Origin of the sequence: Synechococcus sp. R6-5 (assembly GCF_047461775.1) — a bacterium.
Taxonomy (GTDB): domain Bacteria; phylum Cyanobacteriota; class Cyanobacteriia; order Thermostichales; family Thermostichaceae; genus Thermostichus.
On record NZ_JANSHV010000015.1, the window covers coordinates 1 to 16,689 of the forward strand.

12 protein-coding genes are annotated in these 16,689 nt (G+C 60.2%); 8 read left to right on the forward strand and 4 right to left on the reverse strand.

Features of this window, described 5'->3' with window-relative positions; genetic code table 11:
• Positions 1-713 (forward strand): acetylglutamate kinase (argB, locus tag NW818_RS00765; RefSeq protein ID WP_414423568.1); only part of this gene is annotated, 713 nt, incomplete at its 5' end.
• On the opposite strand, the gene NW818_RS00770 is transcribed toward argB, so the two are convergent.
• Complete coding sequence (locus tag NW818_RS00770) at positions 710-1,519, reverse strand: hypothetical protein (protein ID WP_414423569.1); 810 nt, start codon at positions 1,517-1,519, stop codon at positions 710-712. The two genes, argB and NW818_RS00770, sit on opposite strands and share 4 nt — an antisense overlap.
• 230 nt (positions 1,520-1,749) lie before the next feature.
• Here NW818_RS00770 and NW818_RS00775 point away from each other — a divergent pair, with 230 nt between their 5' ends.
• Positions 1,750-3,618: an ABC transporter ATP-binding protein gene (locus NW818_RS00775; RefSeq protein ID WP_414423570.1), complete on the forward strand. Its 1,869-nt coding sequence runs from the start codon at positions 1,750-1,752 to the stop codon at positions 3,616-3,618.
• 21 nt (positions 3,619-3,639) lie between these two features.
• Here the strand turns inward: NW818_RS00775 and NW818_RS00780 are convergent, their stop codons facing one another.
• Positions 3,640-3,846, reverse strand: a complete 207-nt coding sequence (locus tag NW818_RS00780) for a hypothetical protein (RefSeq protein WP_041436551.1) — start codon at positions 3,844-3,846, stop codon at positions 3,640-3,642.
• 178 nt (positions 3,847-4,024) lie between these two features.
• Here NW818_RS00780 and NW818_RS00785 point away from each other — a divergent pair, with 178 nt between their 5' ends.
• The 3 genes from NW818_RS00785 to NW818_RS00795 all read left to right on the forward strand — a co-directional run bounded on the left by NW818_RS00785 (position 4,025) and on the right by NW818_RS00795 (position 6,581).
• The gene (locus tag NW818_RS00785) at positions 4,025-4,396 is read left to right on the forward strand and encodes a hypothetical protein (RefSeq protein WP_041436554.1); all 372 of its coding nucleotides are present in this window, start codon (positions 4,025-4,027) and stop codon (positions 4,394-4,396) included.
• A gap of 198 nt (positions 4,397-4,594) precedes the next feature.
• Complete coding sequence (locus NW818_RS00790) at positions 4,595-6,106, forward strand: AAA family ATPase (RefSeq protein ID WP_414350810.1); 1,512 nt, start codon at positions 4,595-4,597, stop codon at positions 6,104-6,106.
• A gap of 124 nt (positions 6,107-6,230) precedes the next feature.
• A complete protein-coding gene (locus tag NW818_RS00795; protein ID WP_011433295.1) occupies positions 6,231-6,581 on the forward strand; it encodes a DUF1257 domain-containing protein in 351 nt (116 codons plus the stop codon).
• A 123-nt stretch (positions 6,582-6,704) separates the two neighbouring features.
• Here NW818_RS00795 and NW818_RS00800 read toward each other — a convergent pair whose 3' ends face one another.
• The gene (locus NW818_RS00800; RefSeq protein WP_414423571.1) at positions 6,705-7,943 is read right to left on the reverse strand and encodes a phosphoglycerate kinase; all 1,239 of its coding nucleotides are present in this window, start codon (positions 7,941-7,943) and stop codon (positions 6,705-6,707) included.
• A 207-nt stretch (positions 7,944-8,150) separates the two neighbouring features.
• Here NW818_RS00800 and pds point away from each other — a divergent pair, with 207 nt between their 5' ends.
• The 3 genes from pds (at position 8,151) to NW818_RS00815 (ending at position 11,505) form a co-directional block, all read left to right on the forward strand.
• Positions 8,151-9,569: a 15-cis-phytoene desaturase gene (gene pds, locus NW818_RS00805; RefSeq protein ID WP_414423572.1), complete on the forward strand. Its 1,419-nt coding sequence runs from the start codon at positions 8,151-8,153 to the stop codon at positions 9,567-9,569.
• A 157-nt stretch (positions 9,570-9,726) separates the two neighbouring features.
• Complete coding sequence (locus tag NW818_RS00810; RefSeq protein WP_414350814.1) at positions 9,727-10,614, forward strand: phytoene synthase; 888 nt, start codon at positions 9,727-9,729, stop codon at positions 10,612-10,614.
• Positions 10,615-10,689: 75 nt separating this feature from the next.
• Positions 10,690-11,505 carry an ABC transporter permease gene (locus tag NW818_RS00815; RefSeq protein ID WP_414342371.1) on the forward strand — a complete coding sequence of 272 codons (816 nt, stop codon included), beginning with the start codon at positions 10,690-10,692 and terminating at the stop codon, positions 11,503-11,505.
• Here NW818_RS00815 and NW818_RS00820 read toward each other — a convergent pair.
• Positions 11,502-16,553 (reverse strand): DEAD/DEAH box helicase, encoded by a 5,052-nt coding sequence (locus NW818_RS00820; protein WP_414423573.1) that lies wholly within the window; start codon positions 16,551-16,553, stop codon positions 11,502-11,504. The two genes, NW818_RS00815 and NW818_RS00820, sit on opposite strands and share 4 nt — an antisense overlap.
• Positions 16,554-16,689 lie beyond the last annotated feature (136 nt).

Consider the following 16,689-nt stretch of genomic DNA (forward strand, 5'->3'; position numbering starts at 1 on the left):
GGGGGGGGCCGGAGATCAACAGTTGGCTACAAAAACTGGACATTCCCTTCAAGTTTGTGGATGGCTTGCGGGTTACCGATGCCGCCACCATGGAAGTAGTGGAGATGGTGTTGGTGGGCAAGGTTAATAAGCAGATCGTGCAGCTCATCAGCTTGGCCGGCGGATCGGCGGTGGGGCTGTGCGGGCGGGATGGCAACTTGATCAAGGCGCGATCCCAGGGCCGGGCAGAGATCGGCTTTGTTGGGGAAGTGAGCAGCATCAACCCCCAGTTGCTGCAAACCCTGTTGGAAGGTGGACAGATTCCGGTGATCTCCAGTGTGGCTGCCGATGAGACAGGCCAAGCCTACAACATCAACGCCGATACGGTGGCGGGAGAACTGGCGGCTGCTCTGGGGGCAGAAAAGCTGATTTTGCTCACCGACACCCCTGGCATTCTCAAAGATCCTCAGGATCGCAGCTCTCTGATTACGTTGCTGGATATCGAGACGGCTCGCCAGTTGATCCAAGCCGGTGTCGTCAAGGGCGGCATGATCCCGAAGGTGCAGTGTTGCATTCGCGCCCTGGCACAAGGGGTGCGGGCGGCCCACATTCTGGATGGGGGATCCCCTCATTCCCTATTGCTGGAGCTGCTGACCGATGCCGGCGTGGGCACCAAGCTGGTTCCTTCTCAGTTTTCCGCTCAGTTGGAAGGACTGAACAACGGATCCCGCTAAGCTTCCTTGATAAAGCGAAGAATCTCCCGCACATGGCCGAGAAATTGGCTATCCACACTGAGCTGAGCCACAGCTTGGTGGGTCTCCTGGCGCAATTGCCTGTGCTCCAGCTCGTTGCTGGCCCGCAACTGTTCCAGTTGGGCTTTGAGCGCGGCCAGCTCCTGACGCAGGTAGCGCCGGGTTTCTTCCTCCTGTTGGGCCCAAGAACCGGGCTTGCCGGGATCCCATTGCTCCTGCAACTGCTCGACTTGGCGTGTCAACTGCTTTATCCGCTCGGCCAACTCGATGGCATCTTCGCGAGGGATCTGGATTTGCCCTTGCAACTGGGCCAAGCGGTCGGCCAAATACTCGTAGCCCCGGATGGCCGGGCGCAGAGCCGTTAACAACACCGCAGCCACGGCGCTGGGGTAGCCAATGGGGGTGACTTGCCCAGCGGCCAAGCCATAGAAAGCCAGAGCCGACAGCCCATGCAGGGCAATGGCTATGCGCAACGACCAGCGGCTGAGCTTTTGCAGGAAGGCAAACGTCGAATCTTCCACCGGGATCCCTCGTTCCTGAGACACGACCGCCTCCTGCTGAACGGCCTTGGCCTGAAAGTAGAGGTTCCAGGGAAGGGTGACGATCACCACCAGCCACCAAAAGCTGGCGATCCCAATGGCCCAATCGGCCAGCTCCCCAATGGGTAGCCCAAAAGCCCGCAGCAGGACAAACAGGATCCCGCCGCCGATCAACAACAGCAGCCCCGCCACCCAAACTGGGAAAAAGATTTTCGAGTAAGACACGGAGTAAGAGGTTGAGTAAGACATTGCCGGTTTCTCCTCATCAAGCTGCCTACAGCCTGCCCGAACCGAGCGGCCAGAAGCTCCTGAAGCGGCCAGTTTTCCGTCCGTCCCAGAGCCATTAGGGGTGCAGCTATAGCCATTCCCAGTGGCGAGGAAACCCTTGCGGATCCCAAACTCCCTCTCCCTCAGGGAGAGCGCTTAGAGTAGATCAGTGCTCTCTATGAGTTGTCTTTGTTGTTCTCGGGTGTAAGCCTGTGAGCCTTGCCGCCTCTCCCCCCGATACCGATTTAAGTAGGGATCCCCGCCCGCGGCGAGCCAGCGATTGGCGGCTGCTGCGGCTCCTCTGGCCCTACGCCCGTCGGCACCTGAAGCTACTGTTGGCCGCCTTGGCCTTTCTGCCTCCCTTGGCGCTGGCGGATGCGGTGCAGCCCTTGATTCTGCAGCGGGCTCTGGATGGCCCCATTGCCCGAGCGCTGGAACGAGGTGAGGCCGGGATCCTCTCCGACCTTTGGCCCTATGTGGGGCTGTTGATCCTAACGGTACTGGTTCGCTGGCTCTTCCAAGCCCTGGAAGGGTATGTCAGCCAAAAGCTGGGGCAATTGATGACTCGCGACATCCGCGACGATCTCTTCGCCCACATTCTGGCCTTGCCGGCTCAGTTTTTCGACCGCACCCCGGTGGGCAAGCTGATCACCCGCATCACCAGCGACGTGGAAGCCTTGGGGGATGTCTTTTCCACCGGTGCCGTCGGCATTGTCAGCGACCTGTTTACCCTGGGGGTGATCGCGGTGGTCATGCTCAGCCAACGCTGGGATCTGGGCTTGCTGCTAATCCTCATCGTCCTGCCCATCAGCGCCGTTGTCCTCGAGTTGCAGCGCCGCTTTCGGGATGCCAACTTTCGCGTGCGAGAAGAACTCTCCAAACTGAACTCCTGGATCCAGGAGAACATCTTGGGCATTACCGTGGTGCAACTGTTTCGGCGGGAGCGGCTCAATAGCGAGATTTTTCAAACCATGAACCGCCGCTACATCCGGGAAGTGGATCAAACCATCCTTTATGATTCTGCCCTTTCTGCCGTTTTGGAGTGGGTGTCTTGGCTGGCCGTGGCGGCTTTGCTCTGGGTGGGCGGGCAGCAGGTGATGTCAGCCGGTAGGGGCTCACTTGGAGGGGGATGGACGGGATCCCTGCCCCTGCCCGGGGAACCCCTCACCTTTGGCAGCCTCTACGCCTTTATTCTCTTTTCGCAACGGTTTTTCAACCCGCTGCGGCAGTTGGCGGAAAAGTTCACCGCCCTGCAGGCGGGGTTCACCGCCGTCGAGCGCATCGATGCCATCCTCAGCCTGCCGGTCGCCATCCGGGATCCCGCTCAGCCCCGCAACTTGCCCCCCAATGCCAGAGGAGAGGTGCAGTTCGAGCACGTCTGGTTTGCCTACAACCCCGGGGAGTGGGTGCTCAAAGACCTCACCTTCACCATCCGCCCCGGAGAAAAAGTGGCCCTGGTGGGGCCCACGGGAGCCGGGAAAAGCTCCATCATTCGCTTGCTCTGCCGCCTCTATGACGTAACCCACGGCTCCATTCGCATCGACGGTGTCGATATTCGCGATCTCCCCCAAGCCGAGCTGCACCGCCACCTGGGGGTAATTCTGCAGGATGGATTCTTATTTTCCGGGGATATCCAGCAAAACATCACCCTAGGAGAGAAGGCAGATCTAGCGGCAGTGGAGCAGGTCGCCCGCCAACTCAACCTGCATGACTTCCTCCGCAATTTGCCCCAAGGCTACGCCACCCCTGTGCGAGAGCGGGGCAGCAACCTCTCCAGCGGCCAGAAACAGCTTATCAGCTTTGTGCGGGCCATGTGGCGGGATCCCAAAATCTTGGTTTTGGACGAAGCCACCGCCAGCCTGGATGTGGGCACCGAAGCCCTCCTGCAATCCGCTCTAGACACCCTGCTGCGGGATCGCACCGCCCTGATCATCGCCCACCGCCTTTCCACCATCCGCGATGTGGATCGCATCTTGGTTCTGCAGCGGGGGGAACTCAAAGAGCAGGGATCCCATGCCGAGCTCATGGCCCTCAGCGGGCTCTATGCCAGCCTCTATCGGCTGCAAGATCTGGGCGGCTAGCAGGGTGCTTCTGCCCAACCGTCAGCGACTGGCGCCAAAGCGAGACCGAATTGCCTTTAGGGTGGTGAAGCTGGCATCCGCAAACGCGATGCGAGCCTTGCAGAGTAACAGATTGCCGTTATCCACGGCAGTGTCTCTCAAGCTGGCCAAACCATCGCTGGCCTGCACCAGGGCACGGCGGCCCCAGCTAGAGAAATTTTTGCTGAGGGTGTTGATCAAGCGTTCCATAGGGATTGGACATTCCGCTCCTTGTCTTCCACCTAGCCTACTCCCCCAGCCGCAGGTATCCACAGAGGGCCATCAAGAAAATTGTTTGTTACAGATTGTTAAAAACTTGCCGTCAAGCCGGCAGACTGGCTATGATAGGCCCCAAGTTTGGCAAGCAATTCAAAGAAAGCGGTTAGCCATGAATCATCGGCCAGAGGTAGTGGAAGGCACAGAGTCCAAGCAGAAGGTGACCCTGTATCTCTCACCTGAGCTGCACCGGAATCTGAAGATTCGGGCTGCCGTGGAGCGGGAGCCGATGTCGGCAGTGGCAGAGAAGGCCATTACCTTCTATCTGCTTCACCCAGAGGTCATTGAAGGGGTACAAGGTAGCGCCTATCGTGTCCATCAATGTCCCAAGTGTAGTCACCCATTTGTTATCCGCGATGGAGAGGTGGTTTCCCTGCACCAGACATCGGCTGCCGAAGCCATCCTTGAAGAGGTGGAGCCAGAATACTGGGGATCGGCTGCTGGCTCGGAAGAGCAACGGCAGGATGCTCTGGTACCCTGCTAGAACGCTCCTAAGCGGGCCCCCTTCAGGAACTTGAGCTGATAGGAGCAGACAGCAACACAGAAGGCTTCTAAAATCCTCTCAAAATCCATCCAACAAGGGCGTACTCCCAAGTGCAATCCAATACCTAGGCAACTCGAACCCCATTTTTCAACCGTTCTGGCGGCTCCTGAAATTTCCCCTCTGCAGTTGGTGTTTCCCATGCAAGAGCTAAGCATCCTCATTCAAGCTCAATACCCACTGCTGTACCTGCTGACTCCAGAGGAGGAACGGGCAGAAGCGGCTCTGGCAGCAATTGCCCGCACCCTTAAGCCTCAGCGTCGCCTATTCATTTGGACAGTTACCCACGGCATCGTCGAATACGGCAACCCCCGCAGCCTCACCCAGCACAACACCCAATCCCCCCAGCCCGCCATCCAGTGGGTAATGGAGCAAAAGGATCCCGCCATCTGCGTCTTCAAAGACCTACATGACTTCTTGGACAACACCGAGGTGAAGCGCTGGCTGCGGGATGCTATTGCCAGCCTGAAGGGATCCCACAAAACCATCCTGCTCATGTCGCCGGTGCAGGTGATCCCGGTCGAGCTGGAGAAAGACATTTGCGTAGTGGACTTCCCCCTGCCGGACATGGCCACATTGGAGCGCGCCCTCAACCGCCAGCTGGAGCAGATCCCGCGCTCCCTGCCTTTGGCTCCTGATACCCGCGAAAAGTTGCTCAAGGCGGCCCTGGGCCTAACGCAGGACGAGGCAGAAAAAGTCTACCGCAAGGCTGTGGTGATGCATGGTCGCCTCACCGAGGCAGAAGTAGACATCATCCTCTCTGAGAAGAAGCAACTGATCCGGCGCAACGGCATTCTCGAGTTTATCGAAGAGGATGAGACCATCGACGCCGTGGGCGGTCTGGAAGAACTGAAGCGCTGGTTGCTGCAACGTTCTGAGGCCTTCACTGAGCGGGCCCGCGCCTATGGACTGCCTCAACCCAAGGGTATGCTGATCCTGGGCGTGCCTGGCTGCGGTAAGTCGCTGATCGCCAAGACCACTGCCCGTCTCTGGGGCCTGCCCCTGCTGCGTCTGGACATGGGCCGCGTTTATGATGGCTCCATGGTGGGCAAATCGGAAGCGAATCTGCGCAGTGCCCTGCGAACTGCTGAATCTCTCGCCCCTGCCATCCTTTTCATCGACGAGCTGGACAAAGCCTTTGCTGGATCAGCAGGCTCCAGCGATTCTGACGGGGGCACCTCCAGCCGCATCTTTGGCTCCTTCCTGACCTGGATGCAGGAGAAGCGCTCGCCGGTCTTTGTCATGGCCACGGCCAACCGTGTGGACCGTCTGCCGGGCGAATTCTTGCGCAAGGGCCGTTTTGACGAAATCTTCTTCGTGGACTTGCCCAACATCAACGAGCGCATCGAGATCTTTCGGATCCACCTGCAGAAGCGGCGGCGCGATATCAGCCGCTTTGACCTGCGCCAGCTAGCTGCCGCCTGTGAAGGCTTCTCCGGCGCAGAGATCGAACAAGTTTTGATTGCTGCCATGTACGAAGCGTTTGCCCAGAACCGCGAATTTACCCAACTGGACATTTTGGCAGCAACGAAAGCAACTCAACCGCTATCTCGCACCATGACGGAGCAAGTGGTAGCGTTGAGGGAATGGGCCCAGCAGCGGGCTCGGCCTGCAGCGGCCTCTGTAGCCGAGTACCAGCGGCTGGAGTTCTAGGAGGAGGTGAGGATCCAAAGCTACCTTGACAGAAGCAGGGACGGCAGGGCCCAAACCTTCCCCAAAGAACAGTGCCCATTGTTTGTGTCGATGTTCCAACCCCTATACAAAGGAGAGAAACACCATGTCTCATTTTAGCACCCTGCGTACCAAAATCACTGACGGTCAAGTCCTGATCAACTCTCTGCGCGATCTCGGCTACACCGTTAAGCTGAACGCCGACGTGCGTGGCTACAACGGCCAGCGTGTTCGCGCTGACATCGTGGCTCAGTTGGAAGGCGACTACGACCTGGGCTGGTCGAAGAATCCCGACGGTTCCTACGACCTGATCGCCGATCTGTGGGGCGTGGCCAAGAAGCACAACCAAACCGAGTTGATCAACTCCATCAACCAAAAGTACGCCGTCAACAAGACCTTGGCCGAGGTGAAGCGTCCTGGCCTGAACAACGCCAACGTTAAAGTGGTGGTGCACTAAACCGGATCCTGTCTCGCCATCGCTGCAGCGATCTACACCGACTAAAGTTAGGAGGGGCTGAATCCAGCCCCTACTTTTTGGCTTGGTTTTTGGATTGGAGGGGCTGCGACCCGAAGGAGGAACCTACGCTTCTGTGAGAGCGGCAATGCCGGGCAGCACCTTCCCTTCCAATAGCTCCAGGCTGGCTCCGCCACCGGTGGAGATATGGGTCATTTTGTCGGCCAGGCCCACTTTTTCCACGGCAGCCACCGAGTCTCCCCCGCCGATGATGGTGGTGGTTCCCGCTTGAGTGAGATTGGCCAGGGTGCGGGCGATGGCTTCTGTGCCCACGGCAAAGCGGTCAAACTCAAAGACGCCCATCGGCCCGTTCCAGACCACGGTTTGGCACCCCTGCAGGGCAGCCTGGAAGGCTTTGATCGATTCCGGGCCGATGTCCAAGCCCATCCAATCCTCGGGGATGGCGTGGATGGAAACGGTCTGGGCCTGGGCATCTTTGTCAAACCTATCGGCTACCACCACATCCACCGGCAGCAGCAGCTCCACCCCCCGCTCTTTGGCTTTTTCCATCAGGGAGCGGGCCAGATCCAGCTTGTCGGTTTCCACCAAAGACTTGCCGGTTTGGATCCCTTGGGCTTGGTAAAAGGTAAAGATCATGCCGCCGCCCAGCAGGAGCTTGTCCACTTTTTCCAGGAGCCGCTCAATGACGCCGATCTTAGTGGAGACTTTGGAGCCGCCGATGATGGCCGCCAAGGGGCGCCGCGGATTCTCGATGGCGCCCGAAAGAAACTGCAGCTCCTTTTCCACCAGGTAGCCGGCCACAGCAGGCTGGAGGTAGGCGGTGACGCCGGCAGTGGAGGCGTGGGCGCGGTGGGCACTGCCAAAGGCGTCGTTGACGAACAAGTCCGCCAGTGAGGCCAACTTGCGGGCAAATTCCGGGTCGTTGTCTTCCTCTTCTGGGTAGAAGCGGACGTTTTCCAGCAGGGCCACCTGGCCGTTTTCCAGGCGGTTCACTACCGCCTCGGCCTCAGGGCCGATGCAGTCGGGGGCAAAGGCGACCGGCTGGCCCAGCAACTGAGAAAGACGGGTGGCCACGGGGGCTAGGCTATTGCCCTCGCGAGCGATCTTAACCGCGCCTGTCTCTTTGTCCTTCTTGACGGGGCGGCCCAGGTGGCTGGTGAGGATCACTTTGGCGCCTGCCTGGGTGAGGGCCTGGATGGTGGGCAGGGAGGCGCGAATGCGGGTGTCGTCGGTGATGTTGCCCTGGGGATCCAACGGGACGTTGAAGTCGGCGCGCACCAGCACGCGCTTGCCGTTTAAATCAAAGCCAGATGACAGCAGGGATCCCAGTGTTTGTTTGGCCATCGTTGTTTTCCCCCGGACTGCAGAAAATCTTTATTTTTTCTTCCGTATGTATCCTACCAGCGATTGGGATCCCGGCAGTGAGACAGATGGGCTTCGGGATCCCCTTGTTCCGCTGCTTTTGCTGGGTCGGCCTTCCGTCTGCCCCTTGGCCCCGGCAATTGTAACGGTTTGCAAATAGAATAAAAATGTTGCTTTGTCGTTACCCTCATGCGTGTTGCCATTGCTGGTGGCGGGCTGGCCGGGCTGGCCTGTGCCAAGTATCTCTGCGATGCCGGGCATCAACCGCTCCTCTTTGAGCGGCGGGATGTTTTGGGTGGCCTGGTGGCTGCCTGGAAAGATGCCGACGGCGACTGGATCGAGACGGGGCTGCACAACTTTTTTGGCGCCTACCCCAACACGTTGCAGCTGTTCCGGGAGCTGGGCATCTCCGATCGCCTGCAGTGGAAGGAACACAGCTTGATTTTCAACCAGCCGGACAAGCCGGGCACCTATTCCCGCTTTGACCTGCCGGATATTCCCGCTCCTTTCAACGCCATTGTCGGCATCTTGCGCAACAACGACATGCTCACCTGGGGGGAAAAGGTGAAGTTTGCCCTGGGGCTGGTGCCGGCCATGATTCGCGGCCAGCGCTATGTGGAGCAGATGGATCGTTACAGCCTCTTGGAATGGCTGCGGCGACAGGGCATCGATGAGCGGGTCAACACCGATATTTTCATCGCCGTTTCCAAAGCCCTGGCTTTCATCAACCCGGAGGAGATCTCGGCGATGGTGCCCCTGACCGCCCTGAACCGCTTTTTGCAGCAGAAGGATGGCTCCAAAATTGCCTACCTAGACGGCGCTCCCCCAGAGCGGTTGTGTCAGCCGATGGTGGACTACATTGTGGCCCGTGGGGGGGAGGTTCATCTAAACGCGGCGTTGCAGGACATTCGTCTCAACCCTGACGGCAGCGTGGCCGGGTTTCGCTTGGCCACCCCCTCTGGGCCGGTGGAGGTTACTGCCGATGCCTATGTCTCGGCCCTTTCGGTGGATGCCCTCAAGGAGCTGTTGCCGCCCCAATGGCAAGGGATCCCCTATTTTCAGCAGCTCCAGGAACTGGAAGGGGTGCCGGTGATCAGCCTGCAGATCTGGTTTGACCGCAAGCTCACCCACATCGATCACTCCCTGTTTTCCCGCTCGCCGCTGTTGAGCGTGTACGCCGACATGAGCAACACCTGCCGTGCCTACGCCGATCCGGAGCGATCGATGTTGGAACTGGTGCTGGCCCCTGCCGCCGAGTGGATTGAACGCAGCGACGAGGAGATCTTGGCCGCCACGCTGGAGGAGTTGAAAAAACTCTTTCCCCAGCACCTTACCGGCCCCAACCCCGCCCGCGTGCGCAAGTGGGTGGTGGTGAAAACGCCGCGCTCGGTTTACAAGGCTACCCCTGGCAGACAGCAGTATCGCCCCACTCAAGTTACCCCTATTCCCAACTTCTTCTTGGCGGGCAGCTACACCCTACAGCCCTTCCTGGGCAGCATGGAGGGGGCCATCCTCTCCGGCAAGTGGGCGGCGGAGGCCATCAACAAGGGGATCCCATTTCAACGCGCTTCTGTCTCGGCCTCAACTCTGGCAGCTGCGGGGGTCTAGCTCTCCGCCGTCCGCCTCCTATGCCTTTTGAATCTTTCTTTTCCCCACAACCTCTTCTAGGCTATCCGCGGCGTCCGCTTTCCCGTAGTGTTGATATGTGCCCTCGCCGTTCCTCTTCCTTCTCTATCCTGGCCCTGCGCCCCTGGAGATCAGCCAGATGAGTCCGCTTGAGCAATCTTTTGCCCTCTGTCGCCAGATTACGGCCAAGCACGCTAAGACTTTCTACCTGGGATCCCTGCTCTTGCCCCAGTCCAAACGGCGGGCCATCTGGGCCATCTACGCTTGGCTGCGGCAAACCGATGAGTTGCTGGATGGACTGGAAGCCAGCCAGGCAGAGGTGGAGGTCACCCGCAGCAAGCTGGAGCAGTGGGGATCCCATCTGGAGTCGCTCTTCCAGGGAGGCGAGCCGCAAGTCCCCACGGACCTCGCTTTGATCCACACCATCCGCACCTACCGCCTTTCCATCGAGCCGTTTCGCGAGATGCTGCGGGGGCAGAGCATGGACTTGGATACCCAGCGCTACGCCACCTGGGAAGATCTGCGGGTCTACTGCTACCGCGTGGCCGGGGTGGTGGGGCTGATGTGCTCGGAGATCATGGGGTTTGTGCCGGGCCGGGATGGCCGCGAGGAGGCGGTGGCGCTGGGGATCGCCATGCAGCTCACCAACATCTTGCGGGATGTGGGGGAAGATGCCCGCCGCGGACGGATCTACATCCCCCTGGAAGATCTGCGCCGCTTCAACTACTCCGAGCGGGACCTGTTTAACTATGTTATTGACGAGCGCTGGATGGCTTTGATGGACTATGAGATCCGGCGGGCTAGAGAGCTCTATGCCCAAGCGGAACGGGGGATCCCTACCCTGCAGCCGGACTCCCGCTGGCCGGTAGCCGCTTCCTTGATGCTCTACCGGCAGATTCTCAACGCCATCGAGCGCAACCACTACCAGGTTTTTCGCACCCGCGCTTACGTGTCCACTCTCAGCAAGGCATTGGCGCTGCCGGTGGCCTGGTGGCGGTCGCGGCGCTCCAACTACTACGGTTACTAGTAGGGAGCAGCAAGCAGTTCCCCACGGCCGCGGCAGCAGAAAACAAGAAGACCTCTAATACAGCGAAGAAAACCTATGGTAAGCCGTGCCCTGACCCTACCCTATCAGCGAATCTGGGAAGACAGTTTAACCATCTTCTGGCGCGACTGGCTGGATCTGCGGGGGCGAGTTTGGCAGGTGGTGGCCTCGGGGCTGGTGGCTCCCCTCATCTACATTGTTGCCTTTGGGGTGGGCCTAGGGGGATCCCTGCGGGCCGAAGCTTTGGCCGAGGTGGCCGGATCCACGGCGGCAGGTTCTTATTTGCGCTTTATCTTGCCGGGGATGGTGGCTCTTTCAGCCATGACCATCAGCTTTGCCGGCACCACCTTCTCCATTTGTGGATCGCGGCTATTTACCAAGAGCTTTGAAGAGCTGCTGCTGTTGCCGGTGCACCCCTTGTCTTTGCATCTGGGCAAGGTGCTGGCGGGCATTGCCCGCGGCCTGCTGACGGCCTTGGGGGTGTTGGCGGTGGGGGTGCTGGGTACGGGGGCCTGGGGCCTGCTTCACCCCTTGTCGCTGTTGGTTCTACTTTTGGATTGCGCCGTCTTTGCCGGCATTGGGGTAATTGCTGGCTTGAAGGTGCCCAGCCTGGAGAGTGTGGGCGTGCTAACCAACTTTTTGATTACGCCCATGTCTTTCCTAGGGGCCACCTTTTTCGATCCCGCCCAGTTGCCGACCTACCTGCAGGTGCTGGTCTATTGCCTGCCCCTTTCCTACGCCAGCATTGGCATGCGGGCAGCCGCCTACCAGCCGCTTGCGGAGTTTCCCTGGTACACGGTGGGAGTTTTGGGCGGCTTGGCGGTAATCCTGGCTTTTGTGGGAGCTTATCTGTTTTCCCACCAGCAGGACTAGCTGCCCTTGCCAAATACTTCTGGGTAGCGAGCCAGCTGCTCTTGCAAATCTTGGTTGTAGCGCAGAACAAGCACGCGGTAGCCCCGTCCCTGCAGCTGCGAGCGCAGTTGGCGATCCCGTTCCGCTTGGGCAGGCTGGTCGTGGACTTGGCCATCGCAGAAGATGCAGATGTTGGGGCTGTAGAAGAAGTCAACGACGCAGTCGGGATCGGCAATGGCTTTCTGGGCATCCTCAGGCAGCCGATACCCTCCTGCTGCCAGCGTTTCGAGAAAGCGGCGCTCCAGTTCAGAGCGAGGGTCCAGGAGCTGGCGCAGCCACTCCAGGTGCTCTTGGCGGGAGCGACCCAGGGAGCGCAGCTCGGTGCGGCTGTTGGCCAGCAGGCCCAAAAGATCCCGGATCTGATAGCGGTCAAGCTGCAGCGCTTCCCGTTGGTTGGCATAGCTGAGCAGGCATTCGTAGCAGGCTGCTCGGCATTCGGGCCGCAGGTCTTGGATCCCGGCCTCTGAAAGCTGGAAGTGACAGATCTCCAGCGCCACTTGGGCCACTTCCGCTAGAGCCTGGGGCTCTTCCACCAGGCGCCGCAGGACGCCAGCGCCCCCTTCTGCTGTTTCGTAGAAGAGCATGGCCTGATGGGATCCCTGGCCGATGCACTCGGCGGCCAGCTCTGTCTCTTCTAGCTCAAAGGTCTCTTCGATCCCTCGCTTGAGGGCATAGCGCAGGGTGGTCTCCAGGGCCTGCGGATTCTCCACCCCTGGCTGAACCAGGCGCACCAGCAACAGGTTTTGGGTACTGCGCACCGCCAGGCGAATGGACTGCAGGGGGACTGGGTTGGACGAGCCTGCCCTGTTCCGCTCAAGCTGAGCTCGCGAGGGAACTTCCCCATTTTCAAAGTTGACCAAAAAGCCGCGCCCTCCACTTCCCCGCCAGCCGTGGTTGATGCGTAGCAGGGTGGCCGCCGGGGCATAGCGCAACTGCAGCAGGGGAGTTTGTCCGCTCAGCACATCAGCTTCTTGGACGCGGTAGCCAGAGCTTTCGGGAGCAAACTGGAAGAAGGTCTGCAGCTCGTAGCCTTGCCGCCGCCGCTCCTCTTCGTCAGCTGTGATGCGATCCCGCCGCCGCATGCGCACATTGGGCATTTCCAGAAGCTGGGTAAAGAGGCTGTTTTGCCCATCGAACTGGGTGCCGCAGACGGGGCAGCAATCCAGGTGGGGATCGGCAAAGGCCCCACAGCTAAAACAGAGCTTGTGGCTACTTTTGCGCTCCTCCAGGCCGCCGGGCGGAGCCTGAAACGCCACTGCTTCCCACTGGCAGCCCTCATGGTAGAGGAAGTTGTGGGGAGCAAACTCGCGGATAGCCAAAAAGCGAGGCCGGGCGATGAACTCGCCCTCGCTGCCGCGGGGCACCCAGGCCCGCACCGGCAAGGCAGGGAAGTTGTAGCCGGGCAAGAAGCCTTCGCTAGCCAAATAGCGGTAGGGATAGAAGTCGCTTTCCTCCCGCTGGGTTCCAATCTGCAGCAGCAAGTTGCGCTGGCGCAGGGCTTCTTGCTGGCGGCGCTCGGCTTCCTGTTGGTCTTTCTTTTGGCGAGTCGTCTGGAGCTGGCGGTTAGCGGCTTCCAACTGCTGCGTGGCAGCCCGATAGAGCTCTCGCCAGCGATCGAAAGCTCGGTCAAAAGCCTGGGGTGCCTCTTCAATGACCTGCTGAAGCCAGCGCTCGCTAAACCAGCCGCTTTTATCTAGGAGTTGGCGATCGGCGGCCAGCAGCTTCTGCACCTGCTCCTTCACTTGTTGGCGGGCAGACTCCTCAAGTTGGATTTGCTGGGCCACTGTCTCCCTGAGGGGCAGCTCTTCCCGATCCGCGTCGATGACGGTTTCAATGGAATTGCCTAGGGGCAGGCGCACCTGAGCCAACCAAACGGCGTGGATGTGAGCGCGCAGCAGCGATTCGTTGGCTAGATCCAGGCGGGGAGGGCGCACGCGACCGGCCACCATCTCGGCGCGGCGGCGGAAGTAGTACTGGTCGTGGCTGTTGAAAGCACTGCAATACGTTACGATGAGTCCCGGCTGCCCCTGGCGGCCTGCCCGACCGCTGCGCTGGGCGTAGTTGGCGGGTGTGGGGGGCACGTTGCGCAGATGCACCAGATCCAAATCGGCAATATCGACCCCCAGCTCCAGGGTGGGCGAGCAGATTAGGTAGGGAAGGCGGCGATCCCTCTCCTCGCCGCGAAAGCGCTTTTCTCGCCGCTCCCGCTCTCCTGGCCGAACCACCTGAGCCGTGTGCTCCCTAGCCTCCAGGGATCCCAGCCCTGCTGCCCCGGCCTGGTAGAGGCGCTGGAAAAAGAGATTAACGGGGCGGCGGGCAGAGGAGTAGCCGCTCTGCTCGGCCCGGCGGGAATACAGAGGATCTGGCGGCGGCGAGCCATCGCCCAGGCACCAGCGCAGACAGCCAGCGTTGAGCTGGTAGGCTTCCTGGCCATTCTCCGAGTGGCGCCGCAGCAGGTCGTAGCTAACTAGGAGAGAAAGCAGGGATCCCAGAAGCTCGTCGTAAGCTTCTCTGGTCAGCTCGAGATACTTGATGAGAAAGCGCCCAATAGCGCTGCGGGGGCCCAGGCTGAAAGTTGTTATGTCCTTTCCGTCGCAGCTTTGGCGAACAAAGTAGCTAGCCGTCCGCAGTTCGTCATGCTCCTCTAGGCCCCAAAACTCGTTGAGATGTTGCTCGGCCCGCCGGCGCAGCGTTCTCTGGGGTTCTTTCTCGAGCAGACGGACATCGATGGCCAATTTCCGCCGAAACTGATCCAATACGGCCCGCAGCAGGCCCTCTCGCTCGCCAACGGTTGCTTGGCCAAACCAGGGGTGAAGGGAAGCCAGGGCTGAATTTTGGCAGAGCTCCCCGAGGCCGCGGTACTCGATTTTCAGCAGGCCCACCTGTTCCAAGTTGGGGTGGGTAACCCGCCAGCCGCGCCGCAGATCTTCATAGAGCCGGTATTCGGTTAGCTCGCTAAAGGTCTGCCACACTTCCTCGGCACTGGGCGAGTCGGGATCCAAAGCCGGGTTTTGGGCAATGTCGGCAAGCTCCAGGCCAGAAGCCCGCACCACTTCCTGGGCCACCTCGTCAAAGCCCAGCTCTTTTTTCTTGAGGAGGGCAGCATAGAGCGAGGCCCGCAGAAGGGCCACATGCACAAAATCGTTGAAGTGGCCGGCCTGCAGGGAGGCGTCCTGGCGGTTGTCGGTAAAAGTCAGCAGCTTGCTGCAAGCGGCCTGGGTTTGCTCGGCATGGCGCAGCAGGGAGGTGGCAAGGATGGTGGTGGCGCTGGAGCGGCCTTCGCTGGAGAGGGAAGCCAGCTTGGCGAACTCCCGCTCCCGCTCACTGTAGTACTCGCCGCAGGCCAGGCACAGGGAAAAGGGGTGGGGCTGCCACCACATCTTCTGCGCCTCCGCCTGGGGGTACTCGGAAAAGGAGCCATCCGGGCGCACCCAAACTGCTTGGGGGACGCGCTTTTTCCAGTGGGGTTTGAGCCGGTTTTCAGGGGTGTACCAATCTTCCGGGATCTGCTCCAGCGACCACTCGTTGTCAAGAGGATCCAAGCTGAGGTAGCCGGCCTGCTGGTCTTCGCCTTCCTCAACCTCTTCCCCCAGAGGATAGGGCAGGAAGTGAGTCTTTGACCTGAGGACGTGGTAGTAGTCCTGGCCACAGTGGCGGCAGAACTTGACGGGGAAAAACAGCTTTCCTTCCCCTGCTTGCACTTGTCCTTCCAGGGAAAACTGCCGCTTGTCCCGACTTTCCAGGGTGGCATAGAGGGTGCGGCCCTGGGAGATAAACTGGTGCAGCTTGAAGGCCACTCCTCGGCTGCGGTCGTCTTTGAGGCTGCTGGCGTGGGCAAGGAACTGGCGCAGCGTTGCCGCACAGTTTTCGCTAGCGGTGCCGGTCAGTTGGGCCAGTTGGGCGGCCACCTCGGAGAGCTCCCTGGGCACGCGGCGCTTGAGGCTGCCGTCGGGACTTAACTCTAGGCCCAGCTCGTACTCCAGCCAGCGCATCAAGGGGTGGCGGCGCAGGCTAGCTAGGTCGGTGGGCCAGGGGGGATCGAGGGCGGGTTTGAGCTCTTCAGGTGAAGGCGGGCCGCCTTCGCTCAAAGGGGCCAGGGTCTCCTCGATAATCTGCTCCGGTGTGAAGGGATGGCCAAAGAAGCGGCTGGCGAAGTCGGCCACGGTCTGGCGGCGCTCCAGGGCACTGGCCTCGGGGCGGGAGATCATGGTGGCGCTGGTGCCAATGTGCACCAGGTTCTTGGCGGCGCAGCGTCCCTTGAGGCGGCGAACCAGCATGGCCACGTCGGCCCCCTGCCGACCCCGGTAGGTGTGCAGCTCGTCAAAGACCAGAAAGCGCAGGCCGTTGGGGCTGAGGAAGCGCTGATCTTCGGGGCGCACCAACAGTAGCTCGGCCATCACGTAGTTGGTCAGCAGGAGCTGGGGTGGATCCCGCCGCAGGTTTTCCCGCTCGCTTTCCTCGGTTTCGCCGGTGTATTTGGCAAAGCGCAGCGGAAAGGGGCGACTGTAGCGGCGCTCATACCGCTGGCGGAGATCCTGTAAAGCCTGGTACTGGGAGTTAACCAGGGCGTTCATGGGATAGACCACCAGGGCCGTCACCTGGCCCAGGGATCCCCCCTGGCGAATCCAGTTGTCAATGATGGGCAAGAAGTAGCAAAGGCTTTTGCCAGAGCCGGTGCCGCTGGTAACGACAAAACTCTTGCCTGCTAGGGCCTTGGCAACAGCTTCCTCCTGGTGGCGGTAGAGGCGGAAGGGTCTGCCATCCTCAAAGCGGAAAATGCGGGCTGTTTCTTGGGCAATGCGCCCCGCCTCGGCCAACTCGTCAACGGTTGGACCAGATACATAACTAGGGCTGAGCTGGAGGAGGGGTTCTGGCCAGAGGTGGATCCCTTCCTCTAGAGCTTGATTCACAAAGGCTTGCGCCCGTTGGTCGCCAATGAGAAAAAAGGAGCGGACAAAATCGCGATAGTCGTCCAGAACAGTGGCGTGGAGATCAAAGATGGTGGACATCGAATCTGCCCTTAAGGCCCGCTTGGTTAGCTCAAGCCTAGCTTGAAGATGCCGCAAGTGGTGTTTGAAACCGCACCCACCAAGATCTACGGCCCGCTGAACGGCAAAAAGATATCTCCGAAGTGGGATCGGCAAT